Source organism: Synechococcus elongatus PCC 11801 (assembly GCF_003846445.2).
Classification (GTDB): domain Bacteria; phylum Cyanobacteriota; class Cyanobacteriia; order Synechococcales; family Synechococcaceae; genus Synechococcus; species Synechococcus elongatus_A.
In genome coordinates, this window is the sequence record NZ_CP030139.2 from 1,623,180 (window position 1) to 1,636,038 (window position 12,859).

The 12,859-nt window shown below is 57.3% G+C and carries 14 protein-coding genes; 10 read left to right on the forward strand and 4 right to left on the reverse strand.

The genetic code is table 11. The features are described from left to right. Nucleotides 1–33: 33 nt before the first annotated feature. Complete coding sequence (locus DOP62_RS07925; RefSeq protein WP_425336545.1) at nt 34–1,269, reverse strand: aminotransferase class I/II-fold pyridoxal phosphate-dependent enzyme; 1,236 nt, start codon at nt 1,267–1,269, stop codon at nt 34–36. 84 nt (nt 1,270–1,353) lie between these two features. Between DOP62_RS07925 and DOP62_RS07930 the strand changes: the two genes are divergently transcribed. Beyond that, the gene (locus DOP62_RS07930) at nt 1,354–2,190 is read left to right on the forward strand and encodes an acyl-CoA desaturase (RefSeq protein WP_208675800.1); all 837 of its coding nucleotides are present in this window, start codon (nt 1,354–1,356) and stop codon (nt 2,188–2,190) included. Between the two features lie 107 nt (nt 2,191–2,297). Here DOP62_RS07930 and DOP62_RS07935 read toward each other — a convergent pair whose 3' ends face one another. Then, nucleotides 2,298–2,858: a GNAT family N-acetyltransferase gene (locus DOP62_RS07935; protein ID WP_208675798.1), complete on the reverse strand. Its 561-nt coding sequence runs from the start codon at nt 2,856–2,858 to the stop codon at nt 2,298–2,300. Between the two features lie 289 nt (nt 2,859–3,147). On the opposite strand from DOP62_RS07935, the gene rplI reads away from it, so the two are divergent. Further along, nucleotides 3,148–3,606 (forward strand): 50S ribosomal protein L9, encoded by a 459-nt coding sequence (gene rplI / locus DOP62_RS07940; RefSeq protein WP_208675796.1) that lies wholly within the window; start codon nt 3,148–3,150, stop codon nt 3,604–3,606. Between the two features lie 45 nt (nt 3,607–3,651). On the opposite strand, the gene DOP62_RS07945 is transcribed toward rplI, so the two are convergent. Then, nucleotides 3,652–4,818: a cysteine desulfurase family protein gene (locus DOP62_RS07945; RefSeq protein ID WP_208675794.1), complete on the reverse strand. Its 1,167-nt coding sequence runs from the start codon at nt 4,816–4,818 to the stop codon at nt 3,652–3,654. A 158-nt stretch (nt 4,819–4,976) separates the two neighbouring features. Here DOP62_RS07945 and hoxU point away from each other — a divergent pair, with 158 nt between their 5' ends. From hoxU to DOP62_RS07985, 8 genes are all read left to right on the forward strand, one after another. Continuing rightward, nucleotides 4,977–5,693, forward strand: coding sequence for a bidirectional hydrogenase complex protein HoxU (gene hoxU, locus DOP62_RS07950; RefSeq protein ID WP_208675792.1), 717 nt, complete (start codon nt 4,977–4,979; stop codon nt 5,691–5,693). Beyond that, the gene (locus DOP62_RS07955; protein WP_208675790.1) at nt 5,681–6,235 is read left to right on the forward strand and encodes an oxidoreductase; all 555 of its coding nucleotides are present in this window, start codon (nt 5,681–5,683) and stop codon (nt 6,233–6,235) included. Before hoxU ends, DOP62_RS07955 begins: the two co-directional genes overlap by 13 nt. A 9-nt stretch (nt 6,236–6,244) precedes the next feature. Continuing rightward, entirely contained in the window at nt 6,245–7,672 is a 1,428-nt protein-coding gene (locus DOP62_RS07960; RefSeq protein ID WP_208675787.1) for a Ni/Fe hydrogenase subunit alpha, read from the forward strand. Between the two features lie 13 nt (nt 7,673–7,685). Continuing rightward, nucleotides 7,686–8,138, forward strand: coding sequence for a hydrogenase maturation protease (locus DOP62_RS07965; protein ID WP_208675786.1), 453 nt, complete (start codon nt 7,686–7,688; stop codon nt 8,136–8,138). After that, the gene (hypA, locus tag DOP62_RS07970) at nt 8,126–8,461 is read left to right on the forward strand and encodes a hydrogenase maturation nickel metallochaperone HypA (RefSeq protein WP_208675784.1); all 336 of its coding nucleotides are present in this window, start codon (nt 8,126–8,128) and stop codon (nt 8,459–8,461) included. Before DOP62_RS07965 ends, hypA begins: the two co-directional genes overlap by 13 nt. Continuing rightward, entirely contained in the window at nt 8,462–9,190 is a 729-nt protein-coding gene (gene hypB / locus DOP62_RS07975; protein ID WP_208675782.1) for a hydrogenase nickel incorporation protein HypB, read from the forward strand. A gap of 71 nt (nt 9,191–9,261) precedes the next feature. Continuing rightward, nucleotides 9,262–11,574, forward strand: a complete 2,313-nt coding sequence (hypF, locus tag DOP62_RS07980; RefSeq protein ID WP_208675780.1) for a carbamoyltransferase HypF — start codon at nt 9,262–9,264, stop codon at nt 11,572–11,574. Further along, nucleotides 11,522–11,767: a HypC/HybG/HupF family hydrogenase formation chaperone gene (locus tag DOP62_RS07985; protein WP_208675778.1), complete on the forward strand. Its 246-nt coding sequence runs from the start codon at nt 11,522–11,524 to the stop codon at nt 11,765–11,767. The genes hypF and DOP62_RS07985 overlap by 53 nt, the downstream gene beginning before the upstream one ends. Here the strand turns inward: DOP62_RS07985 and DOP62_RS07990 are convergent. Further along, nucleotides 11,764–12,837 (reverse strand): ATP-binding protein, encoded by a 1,074-nt coding sequence (locus tag DOP62_RS07990; protein ID WP_208675776.1) that lies wholly within the window; start codon nt 12,835–12,837, stop codon nt 11,764–11,766. The genes DOP62_RS07985 and DOP62_RS07990 overlap by 4 nt on opposite strands. Nucleotides 12,838–12,859 lie beyond the last annotated feature (22 nt).

The following is a 12,859-nucleotide window of genomic DNA, read 5'->3' on the forward strand; positions in this document are numbered from 1 at the left end:
GGCGAAGCTTGCCCTGTAGTCTAGCGATCGCTTTCAAGCCGGACCGATCGCAGCGATTGCAGCTTCCAAGGCGATCGCAACCTGTGCATGGTGGCTGCCCCCTTGGCAAAAGACAGTGTACGGTTCGCGCAGAGGTCCATCGGCGGAAAACTCCGAGGTGCTGCCATCAATGAAGGTACCGCCAGCCATCACGAGATCGCTTTCGTAGCCTGGCATCGGTGCGGGTACGGGGTCGAGATAGGCCCCGATTGGAGAATGCTGCTGAATCGCCCGACAAAAGGCAATCAGTTTTTCGGCACTGCCTAAACGAACTGCCTGAATCACATCGCGGCGGGGTTCCCATGGGTCGGGTTGCACCGGATAGCCGAGGCGATCGCATACCCAAGCAATCAAGTGGCTACCCTTCATCGCCTCAGCGACCATTTGCGGGGCAAGGAACAAGCCCTGAAACAGCAACCGATTTTGGTCAAAGGTGGCACCACCACTGCTACCAATGCCGGGAGCGGTCAAGCGGCAGGCCGCTGCTTCCACCAAGTCAGCTCGCCCCGCTACATAGCCACCGGCTGGTGCGATGGTGCCGCCTGGATTTTTGATCAGCGACCCGGCCATCAGATCCGCGCCGACCATCGTCGGTTCGCGGGTTTCGATAAATTCGCCATAGCAGTTGTCGACAAAGCAGACCGTGTCAGGGTTTTGTGACTTGACTAGATCCACAATCCGCGCAATGTCATCAATACTGAGGCTGCGTCGCCAAGAATAGCCACAGGAGCGCTGAATTAAGGCAAGGCGAGTGTTGGGGCGAATTGCTGTTGCCAGTGCTTGCCAATCGATCTCACCAGACTCTGTCAGGGCTAGTTCCCGGTAGCTCACCCCAAAATCCTTGAGGGATCCTTGGCCTTCACCACGAGTGCCAATCACTTCTTCCAAGGTGTCGTAAGGAGCACCCGCGATCGCTAAAAGCTCATCCCCAGGCCGCAAAACGCCATAAAGTGCAGCGGCGATCGCATGGGTTCCAGAGACAAACTGGATCCTGACCGCTGCAGCTTCGGCTCCGAATACGCGAGCATAGAGACGGTCGAGGGTTTCCCGCCCAAGATCATCGTGGCCATAGCCACTAACCCCCGCGAAGTGATGAACGCCGACCCGCTCGGCCCGAAACGCTTCCAAAACCCGTCCTAGGTTTTCCTTGACCTGAACGTCAAGACCGACAAAAATCTGTAGCAGCTCTGCTTCTGCTTCAGAAACAAGCTGGGGAGTGATCATTTCCATGCCTCAGCGGTTTAACTTCAAAGTGCGATTGACGGACGAAAAGCAGCTCAAAGGCTGAATTGATTTAGAACTCGACACCGCTGAATGACCCTTGCTATCCGACCCAAGCTTGCCTTCAACTGGCCGACCGCCCTGTTCATGGTCGCCATTCACATTGGAGCACTGTTAGCGTTCCTGCCGGCCAACTTTAATTGGCCTGCTGTGGGCGTGATGGTTGCGCTGTATTACATTACCGGTTGTTTTGGCATCACCCTAGGCTGGCACCGGCTAATTTCGCACCGCAGCTTTGAAGTTCCCAAATGGCTGGAATATCTGCTTGTGCTGTGCGGCACGCTGGCGATGCAACACGGCCCGATTGAGTGGATTGGCCTGCACCGCCACCATCACTTGCATTCTGACCAAGACGTCGATCACCACGATTCCAACAAAGGCTTCCTCTGGAGCCATTTTTTGTGGATGATCTACGAAATTCCGGCTCGCAAAGAAGTCGATAAGTTTACGAAGGATATCGCTAACGATCCGGTCTATCGCTTCTGCAACAACTACTTCTTCGGCATCCAGGTACTGTTGGCCGTTCTGCTCTATGCCTGGGGCGAAGCGTGGGTTGGTAACGGCTGGTCCTTTGTCATCTGGGGCATCTTCGTGCGCTTGGTGGTGGTCTACCACGTCACTTGGCTGGTAAATAGTGCCACCCACAAGTTTGGCTACCGCTCCCATGAGTCGGGCGATAAGTCTACTAACTGCTGGTGGGTTGCACTGTTGGCCTTTGGTGAAGGCTGGCACAACAACCACCATGCCTACCAATACTCAGCCCGTCATGGTTTGCAGTGGTGGGAATTTGACCTGACTTGGTTGATCATCTGCGGTCTGAAGAAGGTGGGTCTGGCTCGCAAGATTAAAGTGGCGTCGCCGAATAACTAATCGCACTCAAACTGTTGATTTGAATCGCCCCTGATGAAGTATCGTCAGGGGTTGTTTTCTTATCCGATAGTTGGAAGAGGAGCTGGGATCTGGACAGGAATTCTGCTTTAGAGGGGCTTGGACAGAAAGAGGCGCCAAGAGCCACCAGTGATCCAGGCTTGCCAAGTGCGATCGCGTTTTTGCAGGCTGTAGCCCTGCTTGGCATAGAGCGATCGCGCCCGATAGTTGCTCTCCAGAACATGCAGGTAAACCTGCGGGCTGCCCCAAGCTTGGGCGGTTTGTTCGGCATGACGGAGGAGTTGGCTGGCGAGTCCTTGGCGTCGCCAAGCCTCAGCAACGGCCAGATTGGAGCAATAGGGATAGGCGGTTTGCCAGGGCCAATCCTGTTTGAGTTCCAGCTCAATGACACCAGCGATCGCACCATCGGCGATCGCGATCCAGCAGTCGTAGCCGGACTTGCGGCGCTGTAGCCGCTGCTTGAGGTCGGATTGAATACTCAGATAAAGCAGCCAGTAGAGCCAGCTATCCGTGCCGAGATGGCGATGAAAACTAGCCGAGAGCAATTTTGCGATCGCTTCTCGGTCATCAAGCTGAGCAGGACGAAATTCAATCTGGGCAGGCAAAGGACGGTGGTGAAAGCCCTTCTGATTGTAGAGACCTGACTCCACAGAAACCGTTCAATTCGTGCGATCGCTCTCGAAAACCGAGCGACTTTGCGTCATAATATGCGTTTGCGGGTTCACTACCGCTCTCAATCAGTGTGCGTTGCTAAACGCTGTTTTGATGCAGCTACCAGTAACACGCTCACATTCAGACAGAAACCGTTCTGCGGTTTCTTTGCTCGCCGAGGGAACCACTCACACTCCCGACGAAGCGAGAGTCTCCGGACTAAGGCTTCATCACAGAAAGCGACAGGCCGGGAAGTGTCCAGAAGGATTAGCCCACGGAATTGCAGTCATGGCCAAGCGAGTTCAAGTCGTTCTCAGTCAAGATGTCTACAAATTGGGGCGCGATGGCGACCTCGTAGAAGTTGCACCGGGCTATGCTCGCAACTTCTTGCTGCCCCAAGGCTTAGCGCAACCGGTGACCCGCGGTGTGCTCAAGCAGGTTGAATTCCGCCGTGCTCGTGAAGCGGCTCGCTTGGTGGCTGAGAAAGAAGCTGCCGTCGCTCGCAAAACTGCGCTGGAAACCATCGGCCGCTTTGTGATCAAGAAGCAAGTTGGCGAAGGCGAAGCGATCTTCGGGACTGTCACCAATGGTGATGTAGCTGAAGCAATCCAAGTGGCGACCACCCAAGAAGTGGATCGTCGCGAAATCACCTTGCCGGAAATCCACAAGCTGGGCTTCTACAAAGTGCAAGTCAAACTGCACGCTGATGTGACCGCTGAAGTCGAAATTCAAGTCGCAGCACTCTAGTCTCGACTGAATCTCTAAATTTCAATGGGGCTGACTCGAATCGGGTCAGCCTTTTTTGTGGCTCGTGAGGCGCGATCGCTCGGCTTGAATCGCAGAGATCAAAATCTCCAGCGTGCGATCGATCTCCTCGGCAGTGGTGAAGCGGCCTAGACCAATCCGCAGCGAGGCACGAGCGAGGTCGGGCGATCGCCCGATCGCAGTCAGCACGTGGGAAGGCTCGGCATTGCCAGAACTACAGGCTGAACCCGAGGAAACCGCGATCGCTGCTCGAAGTCGCTGGATGAGGCGACTGGGATCGATGCCTTCGATGCTGAAGTTGAGGTTGCCGGGCAGGCGTTGTTGGTCATCGCCGTTGAGATGCAGTCCACCGATCGCCTGCAGTTCTTGCCAGAGGCGATCGCGCAAGGTCTGTAGCCGGATCGATTCGGTGGATTGTTCGGCAACTGCTAGTTCCGCAGCTTTGGCAAAACCAACAATCAGAGCCGGTGCAAGCGTTCCGGCTCGGAGTCCTTGTTCCTGACTGCCGCCGTGCATTTGTGGCGCGATCGCTAGGCCCGAGCGCCGGTATAGCAACCCAATTCCTTTGGGGCCATAGACTTTGTGGCTGCTGAGCGAGAGCAGATCGACGTTGAGGTCATGGACGTTGAGCGGAATCCGCCCGAGGGCTTGCGCTGCATCGCAGTGGAAAACCACCCCGCGATCGCGACAGAGGGCTCCGATTTCTGCGATTGGTTGCAGCACGCCAATCTCGTTGTTGGCCGCCATCACGGAAACCAGAATTGTGTCGGGACGGAGGGCGTTGGCGACTTGCTCAACGCTGATCAACCCTTGGGAATCGACGGGTAAGACGGTCAGTTGAAAGCCCAGCGATTCCAAGTAGCGACAGGGAGCCAGCACGGCTTGATGCTCCGTCGCCACAGCGATCAGGTGCCGGCCCTTCTGATGTTGCGCTTCGGCCACACCTTTGATCGCTAGATTGTTGGCTTCCGTGGCACCACTGCAAAAGATCAGCTCCTCGGGTTGTGCCGCGATCGCCGTTGCCAGAGTTTCCCGCGCGACTTGTACGGCTGCCGCCGCTTCGAGGCCATAGCGATGACTGCGGCTGGCGGGATTGCCAAACTGCTCGCTCCAAAACGGCTGCATCGCAGTGACCACCCGCGAATCGACGGGCGTGGTGGCGTGATAGTCCAAATAAATGGGATTCTGCGACATCCATTCCGCTCCTGCCCCCGATCTCTAGTCTGCAAGGGACAGGGGCGATCGCGAATCTAAAGCCTCTGTTTCAGTTTTGGACGCTCAGAGCTAGCACTGGGCAGGATAGAGGCGACTGGCCTCCTGTGGGTCAGGCATTCCCTGCGGTGACTCCGCCTATGTCTGTCGTCACCTTACAGATTGATGATCAAGAGCTAGCAGCCAACGTTGGCCAAACCGTGCTGCAAGTGGCTCGTGAGGCTGGGATTCCGATTCCGACGCTTTGCCATCTCCAAGGGGTGAGTGACGTTGGCGCTTGTCGCCTCTGTGTCGTCGAAGTGGCAGGTTCGCCGAAGCTGCAACCGGCCTGTCTACTGCCAGTCAGCGAAGGCTTGGTGGTCAACACGCGATCGCCACGCCTTGAAAGCTACCGCCGCCAGATCGTCGAGCTGTTTTTTGCAGAAGGTAATCACGTCTGTGCGATCTGTGTCGCCAATGGCAACTGTGAGCTGCAAGATGCCGCGATCGCTGTCGGCATGGATCACAGCCGCTATCCCTATCGCTATCCCAAGCGAGATGTGGATCTGTCCCACCGCTTCTTTGGGCTGGATCACAACCGCTGCATTCTCTGCACGCGCTGCGTTCGCGTCTGCGACGAGATCGAAGGGGCGCACGTCTGGGACGTGGCGATGCGAGGTGAGCATTGCCGGATTATCGCGGGCATGGATCAGCCCTGGGGTGAAGTCGATGCCTGCACGAACTGCGGTAAGTGCATTGATGCCTGCCCGACTGGTGCACTCTTCCACAAGGGCGAAACTACTGGCGAAATTAGCCGCGATCGCGACAAGTTGGCCTTCCTAGCCCAAGCCCGAGGACAGCAGCGATGGACAAGATAAAGCTGGCGACGGTTTGGTTGGCAGGTTGCTCGGGCTGCCACATGTCGTTCTTGGATCTGGACGAGTGGCTGATTGATCTGGCGGAGCGAGTCGACGTTGTCTTCAGTCCCGTTGCTTCCGATCGCAAGGACTATCCCGAAGGCGTTGATCTCTGTCTGATTGAGGGTGCAGTCGCCAATCTCGACAATTTGGAGCTGCTGCATCAAGTCCGCGATCGCACCCGCGTTCTCGTTTCCTTTGGTGACTGCGCGATTCATGCCAATGTGCCGGGGATGCGCAATCTTTGGGGAACCGAATCGACAACAGCCGTGCTGGAACGGGGCTATCTGGAGCTGGCGGACACGACGCCGCAACTGCCGAATGAGCCGGGGATTGTGCCACCGCTGATCGATCGCGTCACGCCAATTCACGAGCTGGTCGCGGTCGAGCATTACTTACCGGGCTGCCCACCGCCCGCCGATCGCATCCGTAGTTTGCTGCAGGCATTGCTCGATCAGCAGGAACCGCCTCATACCGGTCGTGACTTACTGAAATTTGGTTGAGGCTGGAGTATGACGCGCACGATTGTCATTGATCCGGTGACGCGGATCGAAGGCCACGCCAAGATTTCCGTGTTTTTAGATGAGCAGGGCAATGCCCATGAGGCTCGCTTCCATGTGGTTGAATATCGCGGCTTTGAGAAATTCTGCGAAGGCCGCCCCTTCACGGAAATGGCTGGGATCACAGCGCGAATCTGCGGCATCTGTCCTGTTAGTCACCTACTGGCGTCGGCCAAAACTGGCGACAAAATTCTGGCGGTGAAAATCCCCCCAGCAGCTGAAAACCTCCGCCGGATGATGAATCTGGCGCAGATTATTCAGTCCCATGCGCTCAGCTTCTTTCACCTCAGTAGTCCTGACTTCCTCTTGGGCTGGGATAGCGATCCAGCACAACGCAACGTCTTTGGCTTAATTGCCGCCGATCCGGAAACCGCTCGGGCGGGCATTCGCTTGCGGCAATTTGGGCAGCAGATCATTGAGTGGCTGGGGGCTCGCAAAATCCATGCGGCTTGGACGGTGCCGGGTGGGGTGCGGAGTCCGCTCAGCGAAGAAGGACTGGCTTGGATCCGCGATCGCTTACCGGCAGAACTGGCGACAGTACGAGCCACGTTCGATCGCTTCAAACGGCTACTCGATCAGGATCTGCGTGAGGAAACCCAAGTCTTTGGTGACTTCCCCAGCTTGTTTATGGGGCTGGTGGCCGATAACGGCGACTGGGAGCACTACGGCGGCCATCTGCGCTTTGTCGACAGTACTGGCCAAATCGTTGCCGATCGCCTCAGTGAGGATGACTACGCCAGCTTTTTGGGTGAGGCGGTGGAACCGTGGTCCTACCTCAAATTCCCTTACTACAAACCGTGGGGTTATCCCGAGGGGATGTATCGAGTGGGGCCGTTGGCGCGACTCAATGTCTGCGATCGCATTGGGACAGTAGGGGCGGAAGCGGAACGGCAAGAACTGCGCGATCGCGCTGGCGGCACGGTTAACGCTAGCTTCCTCTATCACTACGCCCGTCTAGTTGAGATTCTGGCGGGACTAGAGAAGATTGCCGAGATGGTCGAGGATCCCAACTTGCAAACAGGATCGCTGCGATCGCGGGCTGCTGTGAACTGTCTGGAGGCAGTCGGCGTCAGCGAAGCACCCCGTGGCACGCTGTTTCATCACTACCGCGTTGATGCCAACGGCCAGATCCAGCGCGTCAACCTGATCATTGCTACTGGCCAAAACAATCTGGCGATGAACAGAACGGTGACCCAAATTGCCCAGCGCTACATCCGCAACGGCGATGTGCAGGAATCCTTTTTGAATCGGGTCGAAGCGGGGATTCGCTGTTTTGATCCCTGCCTGTCCTGCTCAACCCATGCTGCCGGACAGATGCCCCTCAAAATCGAGATCTTCGACAGCGACGGGGAACTCTATCAATGCCTGTCGCGTGACTAGATTCTGAGACGTAATGAGCCTTGTAATCGGCTACGGCAATTCTCTTCGCAGCGACGACGGTGCGGGCATCGCGGTGGCCGAGGCGATCGCGCAGTGGCCGGGCAATGAGTTTCGGACGATCGCCTGTCATCAGTTACTGCCGGAATTGGCGGCAGAATTAGCCAACGAGCAGATGGTGATTTTTGTCGATGCCTATCCTGCTCCCAATTCTGAAGACGTGGGCGTTGAGCTCCGTTTCCTGAGTCCAGAAGCTGCAACGCTCCACCCCCACAGTCTGACGCCTGCCACCCTACTGGGTCTGTGTCAGCAACTCTATGGCCATCATCCCAAGGCCTACTGGTTACTGATTCCTGGCCACGAGTGGCATTTTTCGGAACAGCTATCGGAGGCAACGCTAGCAGAAGTGCAACAAGCGCTCTGGTTGATTCGCAACTGGAACGATCAGGAGGCGCTGTGCACGAGCTAAGTCTGGCAACAAGTTTGCTGGAAACGGCGATCGCCCAAGCGGAGCAAGCCCAAGCTGAGCAGGTTGTGGGACTGACGTTGCGGCTCGGAACTTGGGCTGGCGTGGATGTGGAAGCGCTGCGCTTTGCCTTCTCGCTCGTCCAAGCAGAAACGATCGCAGCATCAGCGACCTTGGCGATCGAGCCAGTACCCGTGCAGTTTTGTTGTCTCGATTGTGGTGCGATCGCGACTCCGCCCTTGGCGATCGCCTGTGTTTGTGGCAGCGATCGCTGGCAGTTGCAACAGGGTCGAGAGTTGCAGTTGGTGTCGATGGAGGTGGTTTAGATGTGTGGTGTCTGTGGCTGTCAAAGTACGGATCCGGTCGTGATTGCTGCGCCGGAGCCCCGCCAGATTTCTTTAGCGGAAACGATTTTGCATCGCAATGATCATGCGGCGGCGCACAATCGCGAGCATTTTCAACGGGCGAATGTCCTCGCTCTCAATCTGCTGTCGTCGCCCGGGGCGGGCAAAACGGCACTACTAGAACGGACGCTGCGAGAGTTGCCGCCGACCCTGCGGCCCGCGGCGATCGTGGGCGACTTGGCAACCGATCGCGATGCCCAACGCTTGCAAGCAACAGGTGCCCCAGCCATCCAGATTGAAACCGGTGAACTCTGTCATCTGGAAGCGGATTTAGTCCACCGCGCCTGCCATCAACTCGATCTGGCCGCGATCGATATTCTCTTCATCGAAAATGTTGGCAATCTGGTTTGTCCGGCAGCTTTTGACCTTGGAGAAGATCGGCGGGTGGTCTTGCTGTCGGTGACAGAAGGCGAAGATAAGCCGCTCAAGTATCCGAGTGCGTTCAGCCGTGCGGATCTGGTGCTGATCACCAAGCTGGATTTGGCGGAGGCGGTGGAGTTTGATCGGGCTGCCGCGATCGCCAATCTGCGAGCCGTGAATCCCACAGCGATGATTCTGCCGATCAGTAGTCGGCGGGGGCAGGGTTGGAGTGAGTGGCTGGCTTGGTTGCAGGCGCAGCGATCGCGGATTCCCACGCCGGTCAAAGCTTAAATTGCAGAGGCGATCGCGCTCAACGACTCGACAGGTCGCCAAACTGAAGCCACAGTCCGATCGACCTAGGCATGGCAGGGGTAATCACTGAAATAACGGAGCGTTGGTGCCTGCGACTGCAAGGTGTCGTGCAGGGCATTGGCTTTCGGCCGTTTGTTTGGCGTTTGGCCCGTGAGTTGGGGCTGACGGGCTGGGTCAAAAATGATGCGACTGGTGCACAGATTGAAGTCGAGGGAGCGATCGCCCAACTCCAGCAATTTCAGAAGCGTTTGCTAGCTGAACTCCCTGCGGCAGGTCGCTGCGATCGCATCCAGCAACAGCGACTAAATCTTCAAGGCGATCGCGAGTTTGCGATCGCGGTTTCATCAGCTTCTGCACAGGTCACTGCTCAACTGCCACCCGATCGCGCCCCTTGCCCGGACTGTCTGCGAGAGCTTTGGGACCCGCGCGATCGCCGCTATCGCTATCCATTCCTGAATTGCACGGTTTGTGGTCCCCGCGCCAGCATTGTTCGGCAGCTTCCCTACGATCGCGATCGCACGACGCTGGCAACCTTTCTGCTTTGTGCCGACTGTCAGCGTGAGTACGACGATCCGCGCGATCGCCGTTTTCATGCCCAGCCGATCGCCTGCCCAACCTGTGGCCCGCAGCTTCAGCTTTGGGATGCAGCAGGGCAAGTCTTGGCGGAACGTGATCAGGCTTTAACAGAGGCGATCGCGGCACTTCAACAAGGCAAAATTCTGGCCGTGAAAGGACTGGGTGGCTTTCAACTGCTGGTGGATGCCCGTCAGACTGCCGCTGTGCAGCGACTGCGCGATCGCAAACACCGGCCTCATAAGCCGCTGGCCTTGCTGGTGCCGGATCTAGAAGCTGCTCAGCAGCTCTGCCAAATGTCTGCTGCAGAAGCGGAACTTTTGCAGTCGCCCGCTGCGCCAATTGTTTTACTGCGATCGCTCACTTCCGAACCGTGGCTAGCCGCGATCGCCCCGGACTGTCGGGATCTGGGGCTGATGCTGCCGGCGACACCGCTCCATCATTTAATTAGTCGGGATTTTGGCCAGCCTTTGGTCGCTACCAGCGGCAATCGGAGCGGCGAACCGCTCTGCTGGGATGAAGTAGAAGCGCTAGAGAGTTTGAAGGCGATCGCGGATCTTTGGCTCGTCCACGATCGCCCGATCGCCCTACCGATGGATGATTCCGTTGCCCGGATCATCGCTGGCCAGATTCAAGTCCTGCGCCGAGCCCGAGGCTATGTTCTGACTCCGATTGCGATCGCGACACCTGCAGAACCGCTACTTGCCTTGGGAAGCTGGCAGAAAAATACGCCCGCGATCGCGGCGGATGGACATCTGCAACTCGCGCCCTACGTTGGTGATCTCGAAAGTTTGGCTGCTCGCGATCGCCGCCAGCAGCTCATCGCGCACTTACAAGCGCTGACGGGATTGCAGCCCAGAGCTTGGGTCGCTGATGCTCATCCGGATGCGCCGTTGCTGACAACAACAGAAACGCGATCGGGCTGGCGCGTTCAGCATCACTTGGCGCATGTCCTTGCCGTGGCTGCGGAACATCAATTACAACCACCGTTCCTCGGCTTGGCTTGGGACGGCAGCGGCTGGGGACTCGATCAAACCATTTGGGGCAGTGAAGCTTTGATTTGTTCGGCGGATCGCTGGCAACGCTGGAGGCATCTCCAACCGTGGCCGCTGCTCGGGGGCGATCGCGCAGCCAAAGAACCACGCCGGTCTGCTTTGGCTCTGTTCCGGCAATGGCAAGGCGATCGCTGCTGGGAAATTCCGGAACTGACTGCGGCGTTTAGTCCAACAGAACGATCGCTGTTGCAGACTTGGCTCCAGCGCGATCGCGGGCTGAAAACCTCCAGCATGGGGCGATTGTTTGAGGCGATCGCTTGGATTTGCGGTTGGCAGGGTGAGCAGAGTTATGAAGGGCAGGTGGCGACTTGGCTCGAAAATCAGGTCGCGCCGGAGATTGAGGTCGACTATCCGCTGACGCTGACTAAAACGGGTATTGACTGGCAATCGCTGCTGCAAGCCGTTTGGCGCGATCGCCAAGTAGGTCTGCCAGTTGCCGTGATCTCAACCCGCTTCCACCGCAGCTTGGTTCAGCTAATCGTGACTCTTGCCCAACAAGCGGGACTCGAACGAGTGATTTTGAGTGGCGGTTGTTTCCAGAATCGCTTTCTACTGGAAGGAGCGATCGCGGCTTTACGAGCCGCTGGATTCCAGCCTTACTGGCCGCAGCAGTTGCCGCCAAATGATGGAGGCATCGCCGCCGGTCAAGTTTGTGCTGTTCACTGGTATGGAGGATCGGAGCATGTGCTTAGCGGTGCCGGGACAACTGCTCAGTATTCACACGCAGCCGGATGATCTGGAGGGGCTATTTCGCAGTGGGCGGGTCAGTTTTGGCGGCGCGATTCGCGAAGTCAGCTTGGCCTGTGTGCCTGAGGCTCAGGTAGGCGACTACGTGATTGTCCATGCGGGCTTTGCGCTCACGGTTTTGGATGCAGAAGAAGCCGAGCGAACTTTGGCGGCGACAGCTGCGATCGCCTCTGGGAGTTAACTCACTCGTCGCCGCAGCCATTGCCCAAACAGCGGTAACGCAATCTGGTAGCCCGACTCGGGACCATAGATCAACCCCTTCTGCATCAAGCTATTCAAGGCACCTTGCAAGCCGCCACCGCGAGAGAGTTGGTGCTTCTGGATATACTGCTGTGCCTGTGGACTAGAGGTGGGGTCGATCGCCAAACTCTCTAATAGCCGCACCTGACTGGTGGGCAACAACAGCAACAGCGACTCGAAGGTCAACGCCAAGTCTTCCAGCAAGAGATCAACCGCTGCATCAACCTGCGATCGCTCGATGGTCAAGCTAGGTTGCAGCAGCCAGAGTCGCCGCGCCAAGGTTTCAGTTTCACCGGGATGGCCTTGGGTGGCTGCCCAAAAAGCTTGCAGGGCTTCTGGACTGAAGCCATAACCCAAATCAGCAAACTGCTGATCCAGCCACTGCTCAATTGTGGTTTGACTCAGTGGATTGAGCGCAATGATTTCCAAGCCACTGGCGATCGCCCAAGGTTCAGCAGCAGTCGCGATCAGGGCATAACAAACCTGCGTCTGCCGAGCAATTTCACCGCGGAGCTGTGCCTCCCAATGCCCCTTCCGATCCCAAGTCTGGAGATGGCTGAAATTGCGGAACATCACGACGACGCGCTGTTCGAAGCGCTCAGCCAGTGCCTGTGGCAAGGCCAGAATGGCAGTACTGAGTTGCCGTTCACGACTACTGCTCCCCAGCTCAAATTTGAAAGCGGTTGGCTCGTCTTGCAGGCTAATGCGATGCTCGATCGCCCAGTCTCGGAGCTGCTCGCGTTCCAGCGGTGCCGTAAAAGCTGTGGCGATCGCATCCAAATAGAGCGCCAAAAAGCGTTGATTGTTGGTGGCGCGCAGGCAATCGACTTCGAGACAGTAGCCACCAAGGGACTGCGTAACGGCACGCACAAGTGCAGTGCGGCCGCTGCGCGGAACGCCCGCAATTAAGCAATCACCATCCTGTTCCAGACAGTGCTGGAGGCGCCCCGCTTCACTAGCGCGACCAATGGGAAGGCCGTGCCCAAACAGGGCAAATTGGGGGATAGACATGCTCTCCAGCCTAAAAGATGCT